Raw genomic sequence first — 25,742 nt, 5'->3', positions numbered from 1 at the left:
CCCACCATGGAACAGCCCGCCACCACCACGAGCCACGAACCGCCCCAGGACGCACCACTTGAATTCGCAGCTCGACTGGATCCGATCGGGCTGGAAGAACTGAACGTGGTTGCGGCGCTGCAAATCCGCGTTGACCGCAAATATGTTGTTCCCTTGCCGGTCGCCATGCGGGTACTTTCCGGCCTGGAATCAACGGCCCGGGTGCTTCACATGGACGGGTTGCGCCGCTTTGGCTACAACTCGGTGTACTTCGATACTCCCGAAGCACTCAGCTACAAATCCGCCGCCACCGGCCGCCGCCGCCGCTTCAAGATTCGCACCCGCAGCTACCTAGACACCGGAACCACCTTCCTAGAGGTCAAGACCGAGGGAGCCAGAGAAGCCACGGTGAAAGAGCGCATCGAATATGACCCCAGCGACCGGACGCGGTTGACCGATGAAGGACACTCCTACATTGCCGAGACCCTCGAACACACGCTTGGTCAATACGCGCGGATCGATCCGCTGCGGCTTTCCCCGGTCATCGAAACCGACTACAACCGAACCACCCTCTTCCTTCCGGGCTGTGGATCACGAGTCACCATCGACGAAGACCTACTCTGGCGGCTACCCGATGGCAGCGGGGCCAGACTGGCCGGTTCGGTGGTCATTGAAACCAAATCGGGGTCCAGCCCCGGAACCATGGACCGCAGACTCTGGGCCCATGGGATTCGGCCCAGCAAGATCTCCAAATTTGCCACCGGATTGGCGCTACTGCACCCACAGCTACCGGCCAATAAATGGCACAAAACGCTCACCCACACGCTGCAGATTGTTCCACTGGGCTGAAACGCCCGTCCTTCTCACCTCCCTCCAACTCTCCCTTTAGTAAAGGACCACGACATGGCCCGCAAAGCCCACATTTTTTCGATTGCAGCACTGTCCCTCTCACTCCTTCTCGCGGGTTGCTCGACCGATGGCGGTGCAGGCGCATTATCGGCCACCGCCACCACCGCGACGACGGCGGTGGCCACAACCAACGCGGACACCAGCACCGACGTCGCCGCCGATACTCATTTCGACTCCGATGATCTTGTCTGGGATTCGGCCAAAGAAACGGACATTGCACTAGCAGATGGGGCCAGCACTTCTTCGGGCGCCGGAGCCACCATCGAGGGGGATAAGATCACCATCAGCGAGGCCGGTGACTACCGGATTTCCGGATCCCTCAGCGACGGCAACATCACCATCTCGGCACCGGAGGAAGCCGCCGTCCGCTTGATCTTCGATAACGCCAGCATCTCCAACAGCACCGGCTCCCCACTGGTGGTCACCGAGGCTAACGAGGTGTTGCTGTACCTGCAGGACGGCACCACCAACAAGCTCTCCGACGCCAACGAATACTCCGATACCTCCGAGGACGCGGCCAACGCCACCATCTACTCGAAGGCAGACTTCACGATTGCCGGCGATGGATCGCTGGATGTGGCAGGCAACTTCAACGACGCCATCAATGTCAGCGATGGGCTGGTCATCGCCTCCGGCACCATCAATACCACCTCGGTGGATGACGGAATTCGCGGCAAGGACTACGTCGCGATCACCGGTGGCACGATCACCGTGGATGCCGGTGACGATGGGGTGAAGTCGGACAACGAAGAGGACGAAGGCCGCGGTTGGTTACTCGTTCAGGACGGCACCCTGAAGGTTAGCGCCGCGGACGACGGAGTGAAGGCGTACAACAAGCTTGCCGTCACCGGCGGAAAAGTGACGGTCAGCAAATCGGCCGAAGGTCTAGAAGCGGCCAACATCGCGCTCAGCGGTGGAGTCATCAATGTGACCGCCTCGGATGACGGGCTCAACGCCTCCGGTGGATCCACCACCACGGAGACCACCAGTGATACCGGTGCCGCAGCACAGGAGAAGAGTGCCGGCGCACGCCCGGCCGAAGGTGCAGGGGGAACACCTCCCGGCGGAGGTGGCATGGGCGGCGGCGAGACAGTCGGCGATTTCTCCCTAGTCATTAGCGGTGGCGAGGTCACCGTCATGGCGGACGGCGACGGACTTGATTCCAACGGCACCGCAAGCGTCACAGGTGGCACCACCGTGATCAACGGTCCTACCAATGACGGCAATGCACCCATCGACGTCAACGGTGACTTCACCGTCACCGGCGGCACCATTGCCGCCGCGGGAAGCTCCGGGATGGCCGTCACACCGGGCGAGGCATCAACCCAGTCGGGCCTGCAAGCCATCTTTGATACGGCACTGCCCAAGGGAACCGTCGTGCAGATCTCCAATACGGAGGGTGAAACCGTCGCGGCCTTCACCACCACCCGCGAGACAGCATCACTGATCTACTCGGGTGCGGGAATTGTTGACGGCGAAAGCTACACCTTCTCCAGCGGCGGTAGCTCCAGCACCGAGGCGGGACTAGGTCAGGGAAGCGGTTCGGACACCACCGAACTGGTGACCGTTACCGCCGGAGAATACAGCGAGGGCATGAGCCCGGGCGGCGCCCGCGGCTAACCTCGCAGCAGCGTTCCCCAGGGGAACACTGCCTGTGCGGCTCAGTATTCGATGCGCGATTCGAGAGTGGCCCAGAGAGCAAAGGGCTCGTGCTTGTCGAAGGTGGCATCGGTAATGCGGTCGACCGGCATGAGCGTTTCGCGCTCGGTCGCAGAGCCCTCGAAATAGGTGTAGAAGGCAGCGTCATCGAATCCGGCAGCTGCCGCTTCGTGCCGGTCCGCGGCAAAAACGACGCGCGATACTCGGGCCCACAGGGCGGAGGCAAGACACATAGGACACGGTTCGCAGCTGGTGTACAGCACCGCACCACTCAGATCGAAGGTTCCAAGTGCGGTGCAGGCAGCGCGGATGGCCGTGACCTCAGCGTGGGCGGTCGGGTCGTTATTGGCGGTAACCCGGTTGACTCCCTCGAAGCGCGAGCCGTCGGCGGTGACAATTAACGCTCCGAAGGGACCACCAGCATTGCGGACATTATTCGCGGCAATGGCCACGGCTTCGGCAAGATTTTCTGCTGCAACGCTGTGATCCGTCATGGTGTTGACTTCTTTCTATTCTTCGGGCGAAGCGCGGATTGAGGATGCCCTGGTCTACCCGAGGCGGTGCTCCGCAACGCACGAAACGGGCGGTGGAATAACTGGCGGTTCTGCTCTGTCATCCCCGTCCCGGGGAAGCCCGCGACGATAATCAACAACTTAGCAATCCCGACCCCCCGTACGCCACCATGGGGCCAAGACTAGGGACGGTTGTTGGCCCGGGTCAGCGTAGAAAGCAAGCCGATCAATGCCACCACATGCCACACGACGGCAATGCAGACCAAAGTAACGAGCAATGCTGCCCCACCACGGGTAATGATGATCCACAGGAACGATTCGGCGCCGATCGGATCCTCCAAGACGGTGCTGGATCCCAGACCGGAGACGGCAGCGGTCACGGCCGCAATGGATACGACCAAGATCAGGAAGATGGTACGCCGCTTCTTACGCGCGGGCACAGTCTCCTTGTCGAGATCATCAGAATTTTTCCGCCGTTTGAGATACCAAACAAGCAAAATCACCAGCCCGGCCAGCGTGCTGCCATGTTGCAGCAACCGATAAACGGCGATCCCGGCAAACGGTTCACTCGCGAGCAACGGCACACGAGTAACGACCCAGCCGTTGGTGTGAGTCACAGAATCCCACACCAGATGGGTCAGCAGCCCCACCATCAACGAATAGAACGTCCACAGCGCTACTCGTGCACTCGTTGGGGGCCGTCCTTTGAACACCGGCTTCTGAGGCACCCATGATTCGGGTAAAGCCCAGCGCAGGGGTTTCACCACGAGCCACAAAATTGCGGCCAGAATCAATGACAGCGGCAGCCCAACAGAGAGGATTTGGGCGAAATCATGCGAGTTGGCTCCGTTGAGCACATTCGCGTACCAAGCAGTGCTCGTGGACGACACCATGGCGAAGTATGGGAGATCCGGGGCCATGGCTCCGGCCACCAAGGCGATTGGTACAAAGGGCTGACGCAGGAAGGGCAGGATGGCGGCCGGATGGGCAAGGGTGAAAGGCAAATGAATCCTCGAAAAGTTGTTTCGGGTCCCACGGTGCAAACAATTTTGAATGCGAATGGGCCAGTGTTAAGCCTAATCGTCGAGCAAGATAATCCATACGGAATTTGGTGTTGGCACCAACACGTTCCTTGCCGTCTTAAAGAAATTTCCCGCTCATAGTCAATCCATAGCCACTTCAAAGTGCACGCTTCGTTGACCCACAGGACCGCCCAAGTCAAAGCATAGAAACCTCCCATAGCTTGAAGTTGAACGCGGTAATAGACCGCACAGTGGAGGGAACACGCATGTTCATACGTTATTTGCGGCGCGAATTGTCGGGGCGGCGAAAGCAAACGGCGATCATCGCCGCGGCCATGGCACTGGCCATTGCCCTGGTCATCATCGTTAACGCATTATCGGCAGGAGTGCGCGACGCACAATCCTCAGCTCTTGAGTCTGTCTACGGTCTAGGCACCGACATCACCGTCACATCTACCCCGACTGCTCCCGCTGCGGGCAGAGCACCGGGTGGAGCCCGCTTTGAATTTGATGGGGATGCAGGATCCACCGACGACGACGGAACACAGGAGGTCAACCAGTCGATACTGAGTACCACGCGCGGTTCGGCGACCTTCGATTCGGATGCGGTGAATACCGTCAGTTCTACCGTGGGCGTCGCGGCTGCCTCGGGTGTTCTGTCGCTGACCAACTCCACCTTCGACGGTGAACTTCCCCAACGTAGCGCCATGGGCGATAACGCCCAAGCGCCCGGGGCCGCCAGCGGCGCCCCGCCGGAAGGCGGAGGCATGGGCGGTGGTGGTCAGTTCGACGTTAATTCGTTCACCGTCATGGGAGTGGATTCCGCTGCAGATGCCATTGGTCCACTGACTACGGCAACCCTGCAGGACGGCCGCCTGCTTACCGCCGATGATGCGGGTAAGAACAACGTTGTCCTTGATGCGGCCTATGCAACCACCGAGGAACTCAAGCTGGCCGATAAGCTTGATATCGGTGGCACCAAGTTCACCGTCGTCGGTATCGTTGCGGGATCCGGTGCGGATGCCGAGTCGGCGTCTAATACCTATATCCCACTGGATGTGGCACAAAAACTCTCTGATAGTGCGGATAAGATCAGCACCGTCTACGTGCAGGCTGCCTCCGCTTCGGCGATCGCTGCGGTGAAATCAGATCTACAGACCGCATTACCGGATAACACCGTGAACACTCAGGAGGATCTGGCCTCGACGGTTTCCGGTTCCCTGTCCACTGCCTCGGGCCTCGTAACCTCGCTGGGTACCTGGCTGTCCATTGCTGTGCTGGCGGTCGCTTTCCTATTGGCCATCTTGCTCACGCTCTCCGGCGTGTCTCGTCGAACCCGTGAATTCGGAACATTGAAGGCCATCGGGTGGCGCAATTCAAACATCGTGCGACAGGTCGCTGGTGAATCAGTGGTCCAGTCGGTACTCGGCGGCATCTTGGGTGTCGTTGTTGGCCTCGTCGGAATCGTGATCATCAATGTGTTCTCGCCAACGCTCACCGCAGCCGCAGCCACAACCGGTGCTGGAGGACCGGGCGTCATGGGTGGACCCGGTGGCATTCCGGGTGCTGCAAATGCCGTGACCAGTGCCGCCTCAAACGCTGTAAACGTTGTTTTGAACCTGCCGATTACCCCAACGGTGATCATTATCGCCGTAGCCATTTCCATCGCCGGTGGCCTACTGGCCGGCGTTCTGGGCGGCTGGCGTGCTGCGCGTCTGCGCCCGGCCGAAGCCCTTCGCTCGGTTGCCTAGGAAAACAAGGAGAAAATGACAATGAGTGAACTGACACAGACCGAATCCACCATCACCACGAGCCAGGACATTACGATGATGTTCCGACTTGAAGCGGTAAAAAAGAGCTACCTGCAAAAGGGCAGGACGGTGCATGCGCTCAACGGGGTGGATTTGGAAATACCCGCCGGCCAGCTGGTGGCCATCCAAGGTCCCACCGGTGGCGGTAAATCAACGATGTTGCAGATGCTTGGAGCCCTAGATCGGCCAACCTCCGGAACGGTGAGCGTCGGGGGAAAGGCTATCTCCACGCTGGGGGATGGGGCACTTGCGGATATCAGGGCCCACGATATTGGCTTCGTCTTTCAGCACTACAACCTCATCCCCACTCTCAGCGCCCAGGAGAACGTTGAAATGGGTTTGGCTCCGCTGAAGCTGCCTGCAGAGGAGCGTGCGACGCGCGCCGCGGCAGCGCTGGCATCGGTGGGATTGGTTGAACGGGCCACCCACCTTCCCGGTGAGCTTTCCGGCGGCCAGCAACAGCGAGTGGCAATCGCTCGTGCTTTGGCTAAAAACCCGAAGGCGTTGTTGGCTGATGAGCCCACCGGCAACCTTGACGAGGCAACGCGCGATGAGATCATGGAGCTTTTTGTGCAGTTGTGGAGTGAAGGGTTAACGATCGTGATGGTCACCCACGATTCTGCCGTTGCTGCTCGCGCTCAGCGTCGACTCCGAATCAGGGATGGCAAAATCACCGAACAGGTCTAAGCTCTGCGGTCCGTGGTTGGATCTCCAAAAGGGAGCGCCCGGCCACGGCCCGTCGTAGATTCGGACGGACATGACCTGCTCTCGGCTAGGGGCTTAATGCAAGCGGGTAATGGTGGCTGCGGCACCGGTGTGTGCGGCGGCGAGCAGATCGGCGGTATTGATGATCATTTCCTGCATCGCTGCCGCGGCGCGTGTCAGGGTCACGTCGTGGCGATGCGCAATGCTGATTGAACGGGTCAGCCGGGGTTCGGTAATCCTGACCGATCGAAGCCCCGGTCGATCGACCATGACCATGGCGGGAACCACCGCCACCCCGAGCCCGCGTTCAACACAGCGCAGGACCGCATCCATTTCGGCTCCCTCCAGAACCACGGTGGGGTTGAGCCGCGATGCCGAAAACGCCTGCATGGTGGTTGCCCGCAGGTCGTAGCTTTCGTGGAAGGTGATGAGCGGGAGTTTTGCTATGTCTCCGAGCGTCATGGACTCACGACCCATGAGTAACTCGCTACGCGCCGAAGAGATGAGGACAAGTTCCTCGGTGAGCAGTGGAGTCCTTTGCAAAATGCTGGACGCGTTCTGTGGATCCTCCGAGGTGGTGATCAGGGCAATGTCCAGTGCACCTTCGGATAACTCTTCGAGCAGGCCGTGTGACCCTTTTTCGGTCAGATGTAGATCGATGCCCGGGTAGGCGGCGTGGAACGAGGTCAGGACATCGGCGACCAAGCTGATGCATAGTGTCGGGGTTGCCCCGAGCCGCACCCGGCCCTTCTTTAAACCAGCAAGTTCCTGCATCTCGTAGCGCACGGATTCCGCATCGGCAAGCATGCGCCGAGCCAGCGGAAGGAGTGATTCACCGGCGTCGGTGAGTGTGATGTTCCCCCGGACGCGGTGAAAAAGCTCCGCGCCAAGGTCGGATTCGAGCGTAGAGATCTGCCGACTCAACGAGGGCTGGGCCAGATGTAAAAGTGCGGCGGCTCGCGTGAAATGGCCGATTCGTGCAACTTCTACGAAGCTTCGGAGCTGTTCCAAATTCATATTGATAGCTTATATGCATCGACATGACTCAAATGATTCATTGGACTAATCGTGGAAGCCTTCTTAGCGTTGAAGACATGAGAAACCAACCCAAGAATGAGCAACAGATTTCCACTACGGTCCTGGTCATTGGCACCGGCGGTTCGGGCCTTCGGGCGGCCATCGAGCTGGCAGAAATGGGGGTGGACGTCCTCGCTCTGGGCAAGCGTCCGCGCAATGACGCCCACACCTCGCTGGCTGCCGGAGGCATCAACGCCGCGCTGGGCACCATGGACAAGGACGACACCTGGCAGCAACACGCGGCCGACACCATCAAGGAAAGTTACTTCCTGGCCAACCCACACACCGTCGAAATTGTTGCCCGCGGAGCGGCGCAGGGGATCGGCGATCTGGAACGCTACGGCATGGGTTTCGCCCGTGAGGAGGACGGCCGGATCTCGCAGCGTTTCTTCGGTGCGCACACCTTCCGCCGCACCGCCTTTGCCGGTGACTATACCGGACTGGAAATCCAGCGCAGCCTCGTGAACCGGGCCGAAGAGCTGAAAATCCCGATCCTCGATTCGGTCTACGTCACGCGTTTGCTGGTGAAAGACAACCAGATCTTTGGCGCGTATGGTTTCGACATCAACACCGGCAAGCGATACCTCATCCATGCCGACTCCGTGATTCTCGCCGCCGGCGGCCACACCCGCATCTGGCGCCGCACCTCCTCGCGCAGGGATGAAAACACCGGTGACTCCTTCCGCCTGGCCGTGGACGCCGGAGCTCGGTTGCGGGATCCCGAACTGGTCCAGTTCCACCCCTCGGGCATCATCGAACCGGAAAATGCCGCCGGCACCCTAATCTCCGAAGCCGCCCGCGGAGAGGGCGGCATCCTGCGCAATGCGCTGGGGGAGCGCTTCATGGAACGCTACGATCCGATCCGTAAGGAACTCTCCACCCGAGACCGGGTGGCGTTGGCGGCCTATACCGAGATCAAGGAAGGTCGCGGAACCAAGAACGGTGGAATCTGGCTTGACGTTTCCCATCTGTCTCGGGAGGTCATCATGGAGCGACTGCCTCGGGTGTACCAAACCATGATGGAAACGCAGATGCTCGATATCACCGCCGAGCCGATCGAGATTGCCCCCACCGCGCACTATTCGATGGGCGGGGTCTGGGTGCGTCCCGAGGATCACAGCACCGATGTCCAGGGCCTGTACGCGATCGGTGAGGCCTCCAGCGGATTGCACGGAGCGAACCGGTTGGGTGGCAACTCGCTGATCGAGCTGTTGGTCTTTGGCCGCATCGTGGCACGCGCCGCGGCGAAGTACTCCGCCGGATTGGATTCTCAGCAGCGTTCGGCCGAAGCCATTGCCGGCGCCCGGGCGGAGATCGATGACCTATTGGTGGCGGACGGGCAGGAAAACGTCCGGGAGTTGCAGCGGGCCATCCGCAATATGATGACCGAACACGCGGGAGTAGTGCGTGATGAGGACGGGCTGAAAGCCGGGTTGGCCAAGCTGGCTCAGATCGAAGCGCGGATGGAAAATGTGGGGATCCACCCGGATATTGCCGGATACCAGGACCTCGCCCACGCCTTCGATCTATTGGGTTCCGCACTGGCTGCCCGCGCTACCCTCGAGGCTGCGCTGGAACGCAAGGAAACCCGCGGTTGCCACAACCGCAGTGACTACCCGCAAATGGATCCGGAACTGCAGGTGAACCTGGTGTGGTCCCCGTCCGCAGGAATTGTTCGTGAACAAATCCCGGATATTTCCGTGGAGGTCGCCGAGTTAATCAAGGAGGTCTCGAGCGTCGGGAAGCTGGTGGAGTAGTCTTCGATCGCGGCGTTGAGCTGTGGCCCCGCAGATTCCCTGCCGGGCCACAGCTTTGGATGAAAATTGCCGACGCTTCGACGCTTCGACGCTTCGACGCTTCGACGCTTCGACGCTTCTGACGCCGGGAGCGCCCGTACTTCGGCTTTTCTGAACGAAGAGTCGTCCGGAATGGGCTTCTAGCCCCGCTCCGCCGGATCTGCCACGGGCTTGACCCGGAATGCAATGACGGCGAATAGAACCGCGGCCAACACCGCGCCGAAGGCGAAAGCCATGAAGTTCGAGTTCACCCCAAGCCCGGAGGCCAGCAGCAAGCCTCCGACCTGCGGAGCGGCGACGGCGCCAATGCGGCCCATACCCATTGCCCAGCCCAGCGCGGTGCCGCGCAAACGCTCAGGGTAGTGGTTAGCCACGGCGGCAATCAGCAGTGCGGCGGTGCCATGTGTGCCCACACCGGCAAGGATCAGCATCGCGTAGACAACGCCGACCGGTGGCGAAGTCATGATCACAGCCAGGCCAATACCTGCCACCAAAGCGGCGGCTGCTGCCGTGGGCGAAGCCCCGAAGCGGTCTCCGGCCCAGGCCGTGACGACGGAGCCTGCCACGGCACCCAAATTCAGAGCCAGTGCAAAGGTGAGCGCGGATCCCAGGTCATAGCCGGCTTGTTCCATGAGGTTGGGCAGCCAGGTGCCCAGACCGTACCAAGCGAAGAGGATGGCCAGTGAGGCAACGGCGAAGAGTATCGAGGCGCCGGCATAGGGGGCGCGTAGCAGCTGGCCGAAGCCCGAGCCGCGGCGTGCGCCGGGTCCGCTGCGGTGCTTGAAGGACAGCGTTTCGGGCAGGTAGCGGAACCCCAAGGGAACTACGACTACCAGAGCAATGATCGCTATGAGGAACATGGCTTCCCAGCCGAACGCGGGGATAACCCAGATGCCGGTGACGGCGGCGATTGAACCACCAATCGGCACCCCCGACATCATCAAGGTGGCCATGGTCGAACGCCAGCGATCTGGCACAAGTTCGGCGACCATGGCGTTGGCGGAGGGAACCAGTCCGCCCAGACCGATGCCGGACAAGAGCCTGAGGGCACCGAATACCAGGGGGTTGGGGGCGAAGGCGCACAGGACGGTGAGCGTGGAGAAGATGATCGCACAGGCAAGGATGGTGCGGCGTCGTCCCAACATGTCCGACAAACGGCCGGCTCCGAGCGCACCGATCATCATGCCCACGAAGGCCAGCGAACCGATGGTGCCCATCGTCGCTGGGGTCAGGCCCCAGTCATCGATCGCCAGCAGCGAGGACTGCACGGTGCCGTACACAATGAGGTCATATCCATCAAAAACCACCAGCAGCCAGCAGGTCACAATGGCCAGCACGGCCTTGCGGTTTGAGATGTTCCTGGGTTTTGCCGGCTGCGCCGAATCGCCCATGGTCTGTCCGGTAGGACCCGCAACGGCGCTCGATGTGGAAAAAGTCATAGGTACAAGTGTTGCCGGTCTCAGTATGACGGACCGTATAATTCTGTAGTGCAGAAATTACGGGTCAGCCGCGAGATCCCCCGCTACCCCATCGAGGCGGTCGACAACGCCCTGAAGCTCATTGAGCTGTTGCGAGACCATGGTTCCCTCCGGCTCAAGGACGCGGCCGCCGAGCTCGGAGTCTCGCCCTCCACCGCCCACCGACTGCTGGCCATGCTCATCTATCGCGGCTTTGCCGAACGCGCGAGGGGCCGCGGTTACGTTCCCGGTCCCGCGCTCGGGGCCGGACCGGCAGGCCACGGCCGGATCAGCGAGCTGCGTGCCCTGGCGCAGCCGTTGCTGGAGGACCTGGCGGCCACGGTGCGGGAAACCGTGAACCTGATGGTACGAGTGGGCGGGGAAGTCCGCTTCCTATCGACCATCGAGGGTTCGAAACCGGTACGCGTCGGCGACCGCCAAGGTGCGGTGCTACCGGCCCATCGTGCTTCGGCAGGCAAGGCCATGTTGGCCCGGCTCGCCCCGAACGAGCTCGAGCAGCTCTTCTGCGGGGAAACGGCCAGCGCGCGCAGACTTAATGAGGCGGACTATGCCGCGCTGGTGCGCGAACTCGGATTCGTTCGGGAACGCGGGTTCGCTGCCAACTTCGAAGGGACAGAAGAGGGGGTCAGCGCATTGGGGATGGCCATCACCAACGCCGACGGCGAAGTGGTCTGCGGCATCAGTGTGGCCATCCCACAATCCCGCTTCCGGGAGGTCTTCGACGCGGGCCTGCTCGCAGAGACGGCGCGCACCGCCAAACTGTTGGAAGAGCGGCTGAGCGAGGTGGCCGGCGGCTCGGGGCCGGACCGGGGCCAGCCGCCTTCGCCCGGGTAGAGCCGGCGCCGGAATAGACCCTTTTCGATTGCGCCGGCCGCGGGCAACAACGGCCCATGTCATGCGGTCCTCTGGCATTGATCGGGCGCAGGGACGAGAATGAGGCTGGGAGCCCCGAAGCGGGAACCCTGGGAAGGGACGCGACATGGAGAACGTCATCGAGGTGCAGGGCCTTGCCAAGAGCTTCGCCCACCGCGAGGCCCTGCGTGGCATTGACTTCGAAATCCCGCGCGGCAGCGTCTTCGGAGTGATCGGGCCCAATGGCGCAGGCAAGACCACCGCCATGCGCTGCCTGTTGGACATCATCAGGCCCACGGCCGGGAAGGTGCGGGTGCTCGGCACCGATCCGCGCCGGGCAGGCCCCGAGATCCGGCGCCGCATCGGATACCTCCCGGGCGAACTCGCCCTAGAGCGACGGATCACCGGGCGGCGGATGATGGAACACTTTGCCGCCATCAGCGGGCCGGTGGCCCCCGGCCGCGTCGAGGAACTGGCCGCGCGCCTGGGACTCGAACTGGACCGGCAGTCGCGCAAGCTCTCCAAGGGCAACAAACAGAAACTTGGGCTGGTGCAGGCGTTCATGCACGATCCGGAGCTGCTAATCCTTGACGAACCCACCTCCGGCCTGGACCCACTGATGCAGCGCGAATTCCTCGGGATGGTGGAGGACGCCCGCGGGCGCGGGCAGACGCTCTTCCTCTCCTCCCACCTGATCGGGGAGATTGAACAGGCGGCGGACCGCGTAGCGATCCTGCGCGACGGATTGATCGTGCGCACCGCCACGGTTCAGGAGCTGCGGGCAGGTGCCCGTCGCCGGCTGCGCGTCCTGGCCTCCACCGATCCCGAGACACTTGCCGCGGCGCTGGAACCGCTCCCCGGCCTGGAGCTGCTGGACACCGAACGGCTCGGCGACGGGGCCGGGGCGCTGGAGGCGCGTTTCTCCGGCGAGGTCGGTGCGCTTCTGCACGCCCTGGCCGGGGTCGAGGTGCTCGACCTGGTCCTTGAGGAGCCGGACCTAGAGGAAGCGGTGCTCGAGCTTTACGGTTCCCTCCCCGGGAATGGACGCCATCGCGCGGGGGAGTCGCGGCAATGACGCCCGACGCCCGCCGCCCGATCTTGCCGCTGATGGGCAAGGCGCTGCTGGACACCTGGCGTTCCACGCTCGTCTGGGCCCTGGTGCTGGTTTCCGTGCTGGCGCTCTACCTTCCCCTCTACCCGTCCATGGCCGGCCCGGACATGGAGAAACTGCTCGCCTCCCTGCCCGAGGAGTTGATCCGGGCGCTGAACTACGACCAGATCGCGACGGGCGCCGGCTACGCCCAAGCGACCTACTTCGGCCTGCTGGGATTCATGCTCTCCTCGGCGGTGGCCATCGGCACCGGGGCGGCGGCGATCGGCGAGGACGAGGATGCGGGCCTGCTCGAACTCACGCTCGCCCACGGGGTGACGCGCACGCAGGTGGTCCTGGAACGGTCCCTGGCACTGCTGCTGCGCATGTCCTTCCTCATGGCGGTGATCTACGCGGGGGTGCTGGCGCTGAACGGGCCTTCGGAGCTGGGACTTGACGCCGGAACGCTCTTCCAAGCGGTGGCGCAGTTCCTTCTTCTGGTCCTGCTCGGCGGAACGGCGGCGCTGCTGGGAGGGGCCGTGGGCGGGCACCGGACGCACGGAACCGCGGCCGGCTCCCTGGTGGCAGTCGGGGGCTACGTGCTCAACGCGCTGGGTAACCAGGGCGAGGACTTGAAATGGATGCACGCATTCTCCCCGTACCACTGGGCGCTCGGCGGGCAGCCCGTGGCCAACGGCGTGGACTGGATCGCGTTTTGGGGACTGGCGGGCCTGAACGTCCTTTTCGTTGCGCTCGCCGTCTTCGCGCTCCGCCGCCGCGATGTCGGGGGAGCCTAGCTGCCGGATCCGGACTCTCGATTGACACGACGTGCGACCGAGTTGAAGTCGACGCTGGATGGGCCGATTACGGACGGGACGCCCACCCGGGGGCGGGGCCGAGGTGGCCCCCGGAACCACCCGGGAGGCCACCTCGTGGGGTGTAGGGAGAGGGAAGGCCTAGAGCCCCTTGACGATGATGACGTCCAGTTGGCGAGGGCCGTGCACACCCTCAACACGTTCGAGCTCGATGTCACTCGTGGCGCTCGGTCCGGAGATCCAAGTCAGCGGGCGGGTGATGTCCATGCGCGCCATCGCCTCGGGCAGTAAGCGCACAATCGACGACACTGGAACCACGCACACGTGGTGATCGGGAACCAACGAAATCGCGCGACGTCCCTGGTCGCCGCTGCCGTCCAACACTATGGTGCCGGACTCGGCGATGGACACGGCCGAAGAGGTCAACACGGCATCGGTGCCATCCAGCTCGGTCACACTGAGCACGGCGCCCGGAGCATCGATACGGCGCCGCGCGTCAGCAGCGGGCAGCCACGTGGTATCGATGCCGTGGGGCACCACAAAACTGGTGGCATCCTTCAGGCGCTCGGCAATGGTCGTCGGAAGCTGCGGGAGATCCACCACGTCAACGTGGGCCTTGTAGTCCTCGAGCCGATCGACCAGCAGCTCAATCAGCTCGGCCTCCGGCATATCCGAGGACGTGCGGTACTCCCGGGGGACGGGGCCCGGTGCCGGGGCATCGCGCAGGGCCGAGGTGATGCGGGAGAGGATTTCTTCCTTGGCGCTCATCTTTTTACTTCTCCTGCTTATTGGTGGCGGCGACCGGTGTATGGTCCTTTTTCCACCAGTCGCGGAAGGACTGCGACGGGGGAGCGGGGATATCTCGGGACTGGGTCCACCCGGCGGCGATACCGGGCAGGGCCTTGATCTTCTTATCTCGTCCCGCGGCGAGCTTGCCCAACGGCAAGCCCTTTTCCAACAGGCCCAGATGTTTGCCCGAGGAGAAGGCCCAAGACCCGCCCTTCATCATCAGATCCATTTGTGAGGGAAGCTTCTTGGTCCCGCGCTTGGAGTCCACGTCTTCACCGCGTAGGTGTACGAGGATCTCGGGAATGTTGATCTTCACCGGGCAGGCGTCGTAGCAGGCGCCACACAGCGAGGACGCGTAGGGCAGGGTGCTGTTTTCCTCGGACGTGATGCCGGTGAGCAGCGGGGTGAGGATCGCACCGATGGGGCCCGGGTAGGTGGATCCGTAGGCATGGCCGCCGGTGCGCTCGTACACCGGGCAGACGTTCATGCAGGCCGAACAGCGAATGCAATTTAGTGCCGTGCGCCCGTACTTGTCGGCCAACGCCGCGGTGCGTCCGTTGTCCATCAGCACCAGGTGCACGTTCTGTGGTCCGTCACCCTCGGTGACTCCCGTCCACAGTGAGGTGTAGGGGTTCATGCGCTCGCCGGTGGAGGAACGTGGCAGCAGCTGCATAAAGACCTCGAGGTCTTCCTTGCCCGGCAATAGCTTCTCGATGCCCATCACGGTGATCAGGGTTTCGGGCAGCGTCAGGCACATCCGGCCGTTGCCCTCGGATTCAACCACGGCCAGCGTGCCCGAATCGGCCAGGGCAAAGTTGGCACCGGAGATGGCAACCTTGGCCGAGAGGAACTTACGACGCAGGTGTTCACGGGCGGCCATGGCCAGCAGGCGGGGCTCATCGGTGAGGTTCGGGTCCACGTTGGGCATCTCGGCCAGGAAAATATCGCGGACCTCGGTACGGTTTTTGTGGATTGCCGGGACCAAGATGTGGCTGGGCTTATCGTGACCCAACTGGACGATCAGTTCGGCCAGATCGGTCTCGAAGGCCGAGATACCCTGTTCCTCGAGGTACTCATTGAGCCCGATTTCTTGGGTGGCCATGGACTTAACCTTGACGACCTCGGTGGTGTTTTGTTCCTTGATCAGCCCGGCGACGATGCTATTTGCCTCATGGGCATCGCGAGCCCAGTGGATGATGCCGCCGCGTGCGGTGAAGTTCTTTTCAAACTCCTCCAACAGTGCCGGCAAATTGGCCATGACCAGGTTCTTGGTGGCGGATCCGGCGTCGCGCAATTCTTCCCAGTCGGGAAGCTCCGCCACTACCTTCAGGCGCTTATCGCGAATGGTGTGGGTGGCGTGGCGCAAATTGGCGCGCATTTGCGTATTGCCCAGTTCGCGGTGAGCGGCCGTGGGGAAGGTTTCCTCGATGTGGAGGTTGCCGTCGCCGAAGACCGGAAGGGTTGGCATGCCCATAAAGACGTTGCTCATCGCACGCCCGCCTTTCCTACGAGAATGTCGCCGGTCACCGAGACCGGCTCGGTGATGGTGCTGGCCAGGATCTCGGCAAAATGCATGGTTGTCGTATCCGACGTGGTGCGCGAAAGTCCGCCGCCGATGTGCATCAGGCAGGAGGCGTCGCCTCCGGCGCACAGTGAGGCTCCGGTCGATTCGATGTTTCGGGCCTTGTCGTCCAACATCGCGGAGGAAACATCGGCATTCTTCAGGGAGAACGTGCCGCCGAATCCACAGCATTGGTCGGCCTCGGGTAGGTCAGCGACTTCAATGCCACCAACACTCTTGAGCAGGTCCAGCTGTCGGTCACCCAATTTCAGCGAGCGCATCCCGTGGCAGGAGGGGTGGTAGGTCACCTTGTGCGGGAAATGTGATCCCAGCTGTTCGGCGGCGTTGGTAATACCCAGGACATCGACCAAAAGCTGGGACAGCTCGTAGGTCTTGGCGCCCACGGCCTCGGCCCGTGCCTTGAGTGCGGCATCTCCGCAGCGTTCGGCGAGGACCGGATGTTGGTGCTTAACCGAAGCCACACAGGAACCGGACGGAGCAACCGCAACATCGTAGGCCACGGATTCGAAGGCGTTCACGTGATTGGTGACCACGGGCAGAGCCTCGTCCATGTAACCGGAATTGATGTGCATCTGGCCGCAGCAGGCCTGTCCGGTGGGGAAGATGACCTCGTGTCCCAGGCGCTCAAGGATCTTGACCGTGGCCCGCGCGGTTTGCGGATACATGGCATCAACAATGCAGGTGGCGAAAAGTGCGATTTTCATTCGATGACCCTTCAGGCGTGCTCAGCCGGGGAAATTGTGTGGTCTGACCATACTAGGACGTGATTGGGCCCACGTCCAGCCCGGCGGCAGTGGCAGAAATAGTTCTGTGATCCCACTCACCAAAGCTCGCAATTTGCGTTATGCTTTTGTGGTCGGACCATAGTGGTCCGACCACGGGCGTCGTTGAGCGTCCACCAAGACCTCTTATCCGCGCTCCACTCTCACTTGCGAAGGACGACCCGTGGACACCTTTTCCCCCACCACTGATCCATTGGCCGGAAGCATTGCGCTATCCGCCATCGTTTCCCTGCTTCCGCTGCTAACGTTCTTCGTTATGCTGGCCGTCGTAAAGGCCAAGGCTCACGTCTCGGGCCTAGCCTCTTTGCTGGTCGCCATCCTGGTCGCAATCTTTGTTTTCAAGATGCCAGCGGGAATGGCCCTGATGTCGGGGGTAATGGGCGCGGTCTTCGGGGCCTTCCCCGTGGTCTGGATTGTCATCATGGCAATCTGGCTCTATCAAATCACCGTCGTTTCCGGGCGGTTCGAGGACCTGCGTCGCGTCTTTGACGTGATCGGCGGCGGGGACGTGCGCATCCAGTCCATCCTGATCGCCTTCTGCTTCGGAGGTCTGCTTGAGGCACTGGCTGGGTTCGGTGCCCCGGTGGCCATTACCGCCACGATGCTGCTGGCCCTGGGCATGGCTCCGCTACGTGCCGCCGCCGCTGTGCTGGTGGCCAACACCGCTCCTGTCGCCTTCGGAGCCGTCGCCATCCCGATCACCACCGCCGCCGGACTGACCGGGCTGGACGCCAACCACATCGGCGCCATCGTCGGGCACCAAGCACCGTTGCTGGCCATCTTTGTCCCGACACTGTTGCTTTTCATCCTTGATGGCAAGCGCGGAGTTAAGGAAGTTTGGCCGGCGGCACTGGTCATCGGTGGATCCTTCGCTGTCGCCCAGTTCCTCTGCGCTACCTACTTCTCCTATGAACTCACCGACATCGTTGCCTCGCTCGCTGGGCTGGCTGCGGCAGTGATCTTCCTGCGCTTCTGGACCCCGAAGGGCCGCGATGAGGCCCGTGCCCGCGTCCTGGTCGGCGAAGCCGCCGAGGCAGTGCATCACGCAGACAAGGGCGGCAACGCCCAGGCCGGATCCGGCACCGCCTACCGCGGACACGAGCAGAAGCTGGAAGTCGGACCCACCTTCCTCGCCCTCTTCCCCTACCTGCTGGTTATCGTCATCTTCGGCATTGCCAAGCTCTGGAAGTTGGGCGTGAACATCCCCGGCGCGCTGGCCTCCACCGACGTGAAGATCCAATGGCCACTGCTCTACGGCCACATCCTCGACGGCGAGGGCAAGCCCGTTTCCTCAACGATTTACAACTTCTCGTGGCTCTCGAACCCCGGGACTCTGTTGCTCTTCACGGGCCTGATTGTCGCCATTGTCTACTCGCTCAACGACGACGGTGGAAAGTACAAGATCAAGGTTTCGGATGCCATCCTGGAAATCGGGCGCACCATCTTCAACATGCGCTGGGCAGCGACCACGATCCTCTCGGTCCTGGCCCTGGCCTACGTCATGAACCTGTCGGGCCAAACCATCAGCATCGGCACCTGGCTGGCCGGAACCGGCGCGTTCTTTGCCTTCCTGTCCCCGATTTTGGGGTGGATCGGCACGGCCGTTACCGGTTCCGACACCTCTGCTAACGCCTTGTTTGCGAAGCTGCAGCAGACCGCCGGCATCAACGCCGGCATCGACCCGAACCTGCTGGTTGCCGCCAACACCTCCGGTGGTGTGGTTGGCAAGCTGATCTCCCCGCAGAACCTGGCCATTGCGGCCACCGCAGTGGGCATGGAAGGCAAGGAGTCGGTCATCCTGAAGAAGGTTGCCGGCTGGTCCGTGGGCATGTTGCTGGTGCTGTGCGTGCTGGTCTACCTGCAGTCCACACCGATCCTGAGCTGGATGTTGCCGACCCCGTAAGCGGGGAACAATGGCACCAGGTCATCATGAGCAGGCAACGGTTACGGGACACGGCGAGATATCGCTTTGATGACTCGCTGCCGTTGCCTGCTTGGGAACGCACTAAGCTTGAGGGATTCGTTCAGTGGTCAGGTGGACCGCGTACTAACCATGACCTGGGGACAAGAAGCAGTGAGTAGCAAAGAAAAGAATCCTCCGCAGCCTGCCCGTGCCTACGAGACGGTCCTCACCAGTATCGAAGCTGACCTTCGTTCCGGAAAGATCAAGATCGGGGATCAGCTGCCGGGCGAGCGCTCGTTGGCCGAAACGCATGGGATTTCTCGGGCCTCGGTCCGTGACGCCATTAGGATTCTTGACGCCATGGGCATGGTGCGCACCTCGAGCGGTTCCGGGCCCAACTCCGGAGCCGTGGTCATTTCCGATCCGGCCATAGGCCTCTCGGCGACCTTGCGGATGCACGTCGCCTCGCGCCAACTCTCGGTGGCCGACATCGTCGAGTCCCGCATCCTGTTGGAAACGTGGGCGGCCCAGTCGGCCGATCTGACCCGGGATCCGGCGCGCAGCGCCGAGGTGCTGCGCCGAACCAGCGAACTACTTCGGGCCATGGACGAGCCCGGACTTGATCGCGAAGAATTCCACGACCTCGACTCCCAATTTCATGTGCTGCTCTCATCACTGGCGGGCAATGCCGTGATTGAATCCATGATGGAGTCCCTACGGCTGTCCATCAGCGACTACGTCAGCGAATCGGTGGCCAATGATGCCGCCTGGCAGAAGATCGCCACAGTTCTTCGTGCCCAACACCACGGCATCCACCAGGCGGTATCGGACGCCAACGGGGCGTTGGCGTCCGAGCTGCTGCGCGAGCATATTCAGTGGTTCTACACCGAATCCCGGCAGCTCTGATCGAGCCGTGGAGCTCTAGAGCTTGATGACCATCTTGCCGGTGTTTGCCCCGCGCATGAGGTCAAGGAAGCCGTCTACCGCGTTATCTAGGCCTTCCACGATGGTTTCGTCGAAGACGATAACGCCCTGCGTGAGCCAGTCCGACATGTCGGCCATGAAAGCCGGGTAATGCTCGGTGTAGTTCCCCACGGTGAAGCCCTTAAGGTTCAACCCGCGAGTGACCATGTTGCTCATGTTGCGCGGACCAACGGGTGTTTCGGTCGAATTGTAGACCGAGATGGCTCCACAGAGTGCGCCGCGGCCACCGGGGTTGAAGGCATCCAGGGCCGCTTCGAGGTGTTCTCCACCCACATTGTCGAAGTACACGTCGATGCCCTCCGGGGCCGCAGCGTGCAGCTGCTCGCGCACCGGCCCGTCCTTGTAGTTGAAGGCCGCATCGTAACCGTACTTCTGGGTCAACAGGTCAACCTTTGCCGCGCTGCCGGCCGATCCGATCACACGCTTGGCTCCCTTGAGGCGAGCGATCTGACCGACGGTACTGCCCACGGCTCCCGCGGCACCGGAGACGAAGACGGTATCGCCGCTTTTCATGCCGGCGATTTCGAGCAGGCCTACATAAGCGGTGAAGGCGGTCATGCCCAGAATGCCCAAGTGGATTGACAGCGGCAGGCCACTGACCTCCTGCACCACCCGGAAGTTACTGGCGGGACCCTGGGTCACATTGCGCCAACCGAGCTGGTGAAGCACCGGATCTCCAACGGTGAATCCGTCGGCGCGCGATTCAACCACACGGCCAACGGCTCCTCCGGTCATCACCTCGTTCAGGGCATAGGGTGCCGCGTAGGACTTGGCATCGTTCATGCGTCCGCGCATATATGGGTCAACGGAGAGGAACTCGTTGGCTACTCGGATTTCGCCGTCGAGCAGTTCGGGCAGTTCAACGGTGACGGTCGAGAAGTTTGCATCCGTTGGCCACCCGGTGGGGCGGCTGGCCAAGTGAATCTGGGTGCTGGTGGAAAGTGACATCGGGCAAATGCTCCGTTTCGAGTGGGGAAGGTGAAAGGACTACCGGGTGAAGGTGATGACGCCGAAAATGATGGCCAGTGCCGGAGCCGCTAGCTGGGTTAGTGCCGCTCGTGCCAGCTTGGGCGAGGAGAGCAGTAAGACCAGGCCGGCAGCGACCATGGAGCCGGTGCCGGCGAAGATCAGCGTCGCACCGATGGTGGTGGACGATCCGAGGACAAAGGCCATGCCCATCAGCGTCAGGATGGCCAAGAAGAGGTTGTAAAACCCCTGGTTGAAAGCCATCGGCTTGGTGGCCGCGGCCTCGGCGTCGCTGTGGATTCCGAAGGCAGCGCGGGTGCTGGCCCGATCCCAGCGCAGGGACTCCAGAATGAAGATGTACACGTGAATCGCTGCGGCAAGACCGGCAAAAATCATGGTGGTCAGCAACATCTTGGAAGCTCCTTGGCTGGGGTGAATCGATTGATTGTGTAACGGTCATTCCAATATATACTGGAATGACCGTTACACAAAACTAGGGGGTTTCGGGTCTAATGGCCAGAGTCCAAGAATTCGATACATCCAAGGCGCTCAGCGATGCTCGCGGCATCTTCTGGGAGAAGGGGTTTGACGCCACGTCGATCGCGGATCTTGAAGCGGCAACGGGCCTAGGACGCTCCAGCATTTACCACGGTTTTGGCTCGAAACGCGGCCTCTTTGACGCGGTCATCCAGGACTATATGGACCGGGTGCTGCGTCCGCGACTCGGGCTTTTGAGCGATCCGGAGCATCGTGCGGATGCCACATCGTGGTACCTGAGTTCGCTCTCTAGCGCAGTGGCCCAGGCCGCCGCCCAAAGCAAGAACCGGGGCTGCCTGCTGCTGAATACCGCTGCGGGACTCGGGGGAAGTGATGAGCCGCTGCGGATCCTGATCGACGGATACCAACTTGAACTCAGAGATGGTGTTGCGGCAGCGCTTCGGGTCGCCAACCCGCAGCTCACCGAGTCCCAGGCACTGGCCAGGGCCAGAATTATTGCCGGGCTGACGGTGAGTGCCCTGATGATGTCGCGGGTGAACGTGGCTGAGGCCTTGGCGACACTTGAATCGGCGGCCGAGCAGGTTCAACTGTGGCAACAAGCGGACAACGTGGATCGGTAGCCTCCGTACCACCAACAGCTCTCCGAGACGGGGAAAGCCAATGCCCCGGGTGGATCCGCAATTGCGGGCCCACCCGGGGCATTGGTCGTGATCGGACTATTCGTGTCTCGCGAAAATCTCGACTAACCAGCCTGAGTAGCGAGCTCGTCCTCAACGTCCTGTGGCGCAGATAGATCCATATCCAGCAGCGGAACGACGCGCGACTTGGTGACCATCCGGTGCACGAGCCACAGCCCCAAGAAGATCGGTAGGCCGATATAGGAGGACAGTACTTCGAGCCCGTGCCCGGCGAGCACCGCCTGATAGTTCTGTCCGGCAATCACCAGGATCAATACCGCGAAGGCCAGCAGTGGACCGATGGGGAAGAACGATGCCTTATAGGGCAGATCGCTGACCTTGTTGCCCTGCGCCAGGAAGCCCCGCCTGAAGCGGTAGTGCGAGATGGCAATTCCTGCCCAGACAATGAATCCGCAGAGCCCCGAAACATTGAGCAACCACGCATACGCTGCACCTTGGCCGACGATGGCGGACAAGAAGCCAAAGAGGCCCACCGCCGCGGTGGCCAGCAGCGCCGGGATCGGCACACCACGCGAATTGGTGCGGCCAAAGATCTTGGGTGCCTTGCCATCGTGAGCCATGGAGTACAGCATGCGGGTTGAGGCATAGAGTCCGGAGTTTCCGGCCGAGAGGATGGCGGTAAGGATGACCGCGTTCATGAGTGCCGCGGCAAAGGCGATGCCTGCCCGTTCAAAGACCAGAGTGAACGGTGAAGCCGCGACGTCCGCTTCGCCGGATGCCAGAAGGCTGGGGTCGGTGAAGGGAATCAGGCAACCAATGATGAAGATGGCACCGATGTAAAAAATCATGATGCGCCAGAAGACATTGCGGATCGCCTTGGGCACTTCGCGCCTCGGGTTTTTTGCTTCGCCGGCAGCCACACCGACCAACTCGGTGCCCTGGAAGGAGAATCCAGCGATCATGAAGACGGAAATGATCGAAACCCAGCCACCATGGAAGACATCTTCGCGGTTCTGCCAATTGCTCATTCCGGGGGAGTCGTTACCAAGAATGCCGAGGATCATCAGGACGCCAGCGATCAGGAACAGGATCACTGCTGACACCTTGATCAGTGAGAGCCAGAACTCGCTTTCCCCGAAGGATCTGGCCGATAGGGCATTGAGTCCGGTCAAGAGCACCAGGAAGACTCCGGCCCAAATCCATCCGGGAACCCCGGGGAACCAGAAGTCCATGATAATTCCGGCCGCGACCAACTCGGCGGCAACGGTGATGGCCCAGTTGAACCAGTAGTTCCAGCCGATGGCGAACCCAAAGGAAGGAGAAACAAATCGCGTGGCGAAGGTCTGGAAAGATCCTGCCACGGGGATCTTGGCCGCCATCTCGCCGAGCGATTGCATCAGCAGGAACACCATGAGGCCAACCAGTGCGTACGCCACCAGTGCGCCACCGGGGCCGGCCTGGGAGATGGTGCCACCCGAGGCGACGAACAGCCCGGTGCCGATGGCTCCACCGATGGCAATCATCTGTAGGTGGCGGCTGCTGAGTCCGCGCTTGAGTTCGTTATCTAGCGCTGTCGGTGTGGTTCCCGAACCGGCCGCCGTTGCGGCTCCAGGCCGTACCGGAGATTCGGGTTCAAGTTCTGCGGTTGTTCTGCTCATGGGACTCATGAAACACCACCCAATGGCATGTGTGCGACTTGGATCACAGCGGAGTTGCGGGCCGTCGTCGGAGCCGAGGCGCCAGGCCTAACGGGCGTAGAAGGGATCGACGCTTGGCGAGGCTGCATGGAAATACGTGGAGCGTAGCTCAGGCGTTCTGATGGCGCGAATCCAATGCTGTGAGCCACAGAGGTCTGGATGGGTAGCCTTACTCTTGCGTGTCCCGAGACACAGCGTTTCTGTTGCACTAACGGCTCTCCTGCTGATGAACTACGTGGATCAGGGCCGTATTTCTGCCCTAGATCCGGGGCGTGATCTCGCCCCTCGAGTGCCGGATCCGTCCGCAGATTTTGCTGCTTTGGCTTGGATTCGACGCCGCTTTTGAGGTGCGACATTGTTTCATTATGACGCGAATATGTCATAAAGACCGCATCGGTGATCCTGCGAGGCGTCCGCCGGGAGGCGTTGATGCATCGCGAAGCGAGGTTCGGCTTGTTGGGATGTTGTTACCCAGTAGGGGCGGCCGACCGCGCTGAGGCCTTATGCGACCGGACCGAAACCTCAAGCGGAGCGTGGCTGCCGCGAGACTTGGCCAGTGCGGCGTTAAATCTTCTGGCCAGAGTGCCTGCGCCGTGGGAATTCCGCGGCTTTCGTTCCCGGCAGTTCCACTCCTTGCCGCTCGAATTTGCGCATGGTTCGAGTGATTGGAGCGCCTCGCATTTCGTGCCCCTGTCCGCCTTTTGTTCGCAGCTAAGCTGCGGCAATCCTGCGTCTGAAGCGTCCCCCTGGGTTGATAATTGCGCATCCTAGATGCGATCACTTCTCAGTAGCAACTCGCAGTGACGCCCGCTTTTCACTTTTGTGAATGATTCTCATTTAAATTACGGTAATAGGCATGTCACGTGAAAAAACTACCGCCACGACCCCAACCCTTGCGCCATGGAATACCCGACGCTGGAGCCGGAACGCTTCCGCGCTTGCCCTGATCGCTGCCGGCACACTGCTCGCCGGATGCGCCTCCGGCTCCACCAATCAGGGTGCGCCGAACCCCGAGGCATCGGCCGCCTCCGCAACAACTCCCAGCGCCGCCGTGGCCGAAGCTGGAGCGGCAACACCTCGCCTAGTTCTCACCTACGACGGAGGACTGCTTGTCGCGGATGCCCGCGATGGCGAAGTCGTCTCCGACCTTGCCCTCGCTGGCTTTAATCGGGTGAATCCTGCTGGCGATGGCCGACGTGCACTGGTTTCCACCGCCGGCGGTTTCCAGGTGCTTGACACCGGGGCCTGGTCCGAAAAGCACGGCGACCATTCCCACCACTACACCTCCACGCCAGCGCTGACGGACTTGATCTTCCCGGCGCAAAAGCCGGGTCATGCCGTCGCGCATGCGGATCACACGGCGCTCTTTGATGACGGAACGGGCCAGATCAGTATCTTCGAATCAGCCAAATTGGACAATGCCGCACTTCCGAACGCGGAGGTGGTCTCCTCGCCGGAGGCGCACCATGGTGTCGCGGTCCAGCTTTCCGACGGAAAACTGCTGACGACCGAGGGCAACGCCGACTCCCGAAACACCATCAAGTTGCTCTCGGCTCCGAATGCCAAGGACGAACGGAAAACCGTCGCAAAAAACAGCCAGTGCCCCGGAGTACACGGTGAAGCGACAGCCAAGGACGAAACCGTGGTGGTCGGCTGCGAAGACGGGATCTTAATCATCAAGGATGAGATCATCTCCAAGGTTGATGCTCCGGATACCTATGGACGCATCGGCAACCAAGCCGGAAGCGAGGTCTCCTCGGTAGTTTTGGGAGATTACAAGACCGAGAAGGACGCCGAGCTGGAACGTCCGCAAACGTTCTCGCTGACAGATACCGCGAGCAACAAACTAAAGCTCGTGGACATCGACTACAGCTACTCGTTCCGCTCACTGGGCCGCAGCCTGGTGGGAGAAGCGCTGCTGCTGGGCACCGATGGCGCCCTGCATATCTATGACGAAGCTACCGGCAAGGAAACCAATAACATCCCTGTGGTGGGTGCGTGGGAAGAGCCCGTCGACTGGCAGCAGCCGCGCCCAGCCCTCCATGTTTTGGGTAATACTGCCATCGTCACCGAGCCAGCCACCAGCCAGCTGCACTTCGTAGATCTAGCCACGGGCAAGGTGAGCAACTCCGTGCTCCTGCCCAAGGTGCCCAACGAGATCACCTCCATTAAGGGATAGCCCGACGAAGTGATGGTCT

At 61.7% G+C, this 25,742-nt stretch carries 22 protein-coding genes; 12 read left to right on the top strand and 10 right to left on the bottom strand.

Translation table 11 applies throughout. The annotated features are described in order from the left end of the window. The first annotated feature begins 6 nt into the window (after window positions 1–6). Window positions 7–828, top strand: coding sequence for a polyphosphate polymerase domain-containing protein (locus KUF55_RS15360; protein WP_132359704.1), 822 nt, complete (start codon window positions 7–9; stop codon window positions 826–828). A gap of 54 nt (window positions 829–882) precedes the next feature. Further along, window positions 883–2,508 (top strand): carbohydrate-binding domain-containing protein, encoded by a 1,626-nt coding sequence (locus KUF55_RS15355; RefSeq protein WP_218817166.1) that lies wholly within the window; start codon window positions 883–885, stop codon window positions 2,506–2,508. A gap of 41 nt (window positions 2,509–2,549) precedes the next feature. Here the strand turns inward: KUF55_RS15355 and KUF55_RS15350 are convergent, their stop codons facing one another. Both KUF55_RS15350 and KUF55_RS15345 read right to left on the bottom strand, forming a co-directional pair. Beyond that, window positions 2,550–3,041, bottom strand: a complete 492-nt coding sequence (locus KUF55_RS15350) for a nucleoside deaminase (protein ID WP_218817165.1) — start codon at window positions 3,039–3,041, stop codon at window positions 2,550–2,552. Between the two features lie 200 nt (window positions 3,042–3,241). After that, window positions 3,242–4,063, bottom strand: coding sequence for a DUF4184 family protein (locus KUF55_RS15345; RefSeq protein ID WP_218817164.1), 822 nt, complete (start codon window positions 4,061–4,063; stop codon window positions 3,242–3,244). A gap of 284 nt (window positions 4,064–4,347) precedes the next feature. Here KUF55_RS15345 and KUF55_RS15340 point away from each other — a divergent pair, with 284 nt between their 5' ends. Together KUF55_RS15340 and KUF55_RS15335 are read left to right on the top strand one after the other, a co-directional pair. After that, window positions 4,348–5,832 (top strand): ABC transporter permease, encoded by a 1,485-nt coding sequence (locus tag KUF55_RS15340; protein WP_218817163.1) that lies wholly within the window; start codon window positions 4,348–4,350, stop codon window positions 5,830–5,832. Between the two features lie 78 nt (window positions 5,833–5,910). After that, window positions 5,911–6,579 (top strand): ABC transporter ATP-binding protein, encoded by a 669-nt coding sequence (locus KUF55_RS15335; protein ID WP_132361170.1) that lies wholly within the window; start codon window positions 5,911–5,913, stop codon window positions 6,577–6,579. Window positions 6,580–6,672: 93 nt separating this feature from the next. Here the strand turns inward: KUF55_RS15335 and KUF55_RS15330 are convergent, their stop codons facing one another. Continuing rightward, window positions 6,673–7,614 (bottom strand): LysR family transcriptional regulator, encoded by a 942-nt coding sequence (locus tag KUF55_RS15330; protein ID WP_218817162.1) that lies wholly within the window; start codon window positions 7,612–7,614, stop codon window positions 6,673–6,675. 77 nt (window positions 7,615–7,691) lie between these two features. On the opposite strand from KUF55_RS15330, the gene KUF55_RS15325 reads away from it, so the two are divergent. Next, window positions 7,692–9,431 carry an L-aspartate oxidase gene (locus KUF55_RS15325; protein ID WP_218817161.1) on the top strand — a complete coding sequence of 580 codons (1,740 nt, stop codon included), beginning with the start codon at window positions 7,692–7,694 and terminating at the stop codon, window positions 9,429–9,431. A 179-nt stretch (window positions 9,432–9,610) separates the two neighbouring features. Here KUF55_RS15325 and KUF55_RS15320 read toward each other — a convergent pair whose 3' ends face one another. Then, the gene (locus tag KUF55_RS15320; protein WP_218817160.1) at window positions 9,611–10,909 is read right to left on the bottom strand and encodes an aromatic acid/H+ symport family MFS transporter; all 1,299 of its coding nucleotides are present in this window, start codon (window positions 10,907–10,909) and stop codon (window positions 9,611–9,613) included. A 48-nt stretch (window positions 10,910–10,957) separates the two neighbouring features. On the opposite strand from KUF55_RS15320, the gene KUF55_RS15315 reads away from it, so the two are divergent. From KUF55_RS15315 to KUF55_RS15305, 3 genes are all read left to right on the top strand, one after another. Continuing rightward, window positions 10,958–11,782, top strand: coding sequence for an IclR family transcriptional regulator (locus KUF55_RS15315; RefSeq protein ID WP_132359688.1), 825 nt, complete (start codon window positions 10,958–10,960; stop codon window positions 11,780–11,782). Window positions 11,783–11,927: 145 nt separating this feature from the next. Beyond that, window positions 11,928–12,875: an ABC transporter ATP-binding protein gene (locus KUF55_RS15310; protein WP_218817159.1), complete on the top strand. Its 948-nt coding sequence runs from the start codon at window positions 11,928–11,930 to the stop codon at window positions 12,873–12,875. Further along, on the top strand, window positions 12,872–13,687 hold the full coding sequence (locus KUF55_RS15305; protein ID WP_218817158.1) for an ABC transporter permease subunit: 816 nt from the start codon (window positions 12,872–12,874) through the stop codon (window positions 13,685–13,687). The genes KUF55_RS15310 and KUF55_RS15305 overlap by 4 nt, the downstream gene beginning before the upstream one ends. 159 nt (window positions 13,688–13,846) lie before the next feature. Here the strand turns inward: KUF55_RS15305 and KUF55_RS15300 are convergent, their stop codons facing one another. From KUF55_RS15300 to KUF55_RS15290, 3 genes are read right to left on the bottom strand one after another with little or no spacing between them, the layout of a single operon-like run. Beyond that, a complete protein-coding gene (locus KUF55_RS15300) occupies window positions 13,847–14,473 on the bottom strand; it encodes a lactate utilization protein C (protein WP_218817157.1) in 627 nt (208 codons plus the stop codon). A 4-nt stretch (window positions 14,474–14,477) separates the two neighbouring features. Continuing rightward, window positions 14,478–15,983, bottom strand: a complete 1,506-nt coding sequence (locus tag KUF55_RS15295; RefSeq protein ID WP_218817156.1) for a LutB/LldF family L-lactate oxidation iron-sulfur protein — start codon at window positions 15,981–15,983, stop codon at window positions 14,478–14,480. After that, on the bottom strand, window positions 15,980–16,780 hold the full coding sequence (locus KUF55_RS15290) for a (Fe-S)-binding protein (RefSeq protein WP_218817155.1): 801 nt from the start codon (window positions 16,778–16,780) through the stop codon (window positions 15,980–15,982). Before KUF55_RS15290 ends, KUF55_RS15295 begins: the two co-directional genes overlap by 4 nt. 241 nt (window positions 16,781–17,021) lie before the next feature. Here KUF55_RS15290 and KUF55_RS15285 point away from each other — a divergent pair, with 241 nt between their 5' ends. Both KUF55_RS15285 and KUF55_RS15280 read left to right on the top strand, forming a co-directional pair. Next, window positions 17,022–18,761 (top strand): L-lactate permease, encoded by a 1,740-nt coding sequence (locus tag KUF55_RS15285; RefSeq protein WP_218817154.1) that lies wholly within the window; start codon window positions 17,022–17,024, stop codon window positions 18,759–18,761. Between the two features lie 171 nt (window positions 18,762–18,932). Further along, entirely contained in the window at window positions 18,933–19,667 is a 735-nt protein-coding gene (locus tag KUF55_RS15280) for a FadR/GntR family transcriptional regulator (protein WP_255557090.1), read from the top strand. A gap of 15 nt (window positions 19,668–19,682) precedes the next feature. Here KUF55_RS15280 and KUF55_RS15275 read toward each other — a convergent pair whose 3' ends face one another. Beyond that, a complete protein-coding gene (locus KUF55_RS15275) occupies window positions 19,683–20,693 on the bottom strand; it encodes an NADP-dependent oxidoreductase (RefSeq protein ID WP_218817153.1) in 1,011 nt (336 codons plus the stop codon). 39 nt (window positions 20,694–20,732) lie between these two features. After that, window positions 20,733–21,122, bottom strand: a complete 390-nt coding sequence (locus KUF55_RS15270) for a DUF1304 domain-containing protein (protein WP_218817152.1) — start codon at window positions 21,120–21,122, stop codon at window positions 20,733–20,735. Between the two features lie 101 nt (window positions 21,123–21,223). Here KUF55_RS15270 and KUF55_RS15265 point away from each other — a divergent pair, with 101 nt between their 5' ends. Continuing rightward, window positions 21,224–21,829: a TetR/AcrR family transcriptional regulator gene (locus KUF55_RS15265; protein WP_218817151.1), complete on the top strand. Its 606-nt coding sequence runs from the start codon at window positions 21,224–21,226 to the stop codon at window positions 21,827–21,829. Between the two features lie 122 nt (window positions 21,830–21,951). Here the strand turns inward: KUF55_RS15265 and KUF55_RS15260 are convergent, their stop codons facing one another. Beyond that, window positions 21,952–23,505, bottom strand: coding sequence for an amino acid permease (locus KUF55_RS15260; protein WP_370630923.1), 1,554 nt, complete (start codon window positions 23,503–23,505; stop codon window positions 21,952–21,954). Window positions 23,506–24,400: 895 nt separating this feature from the next. Between KUF55_RS15260 and aztD the strand changes: the two genes are divergently transcribed. After that, window positions 24,401–25,723: a zinc metallochaperone AztD gene (gene aztD, locus KUF55_RS15255; RefSeq protein ID WP_255557088.1), complete on the top strand. Its 1,323-nt coding sequence runs from the start codon at window positions 24,401–24,403 to the stop codon at window positions 25,721–25,723. Window positions 25,724–25,742: the final 19 nt, after the last annotated feature.

It is taken from the genome of Paeniglutamicibacter sp. Y32M11 (assembly GCF_019285735.1).
Lineage (GTDB): Bacteria > Actinomycetota > Actinomycetes > Actinomycetales > Micrococcaceae > Paeniglutamicibacter.
Note: the sequence above shows the minus strand (reverse complement) of the source record. Positions and strands in the feature narration are given on the sequence as shown.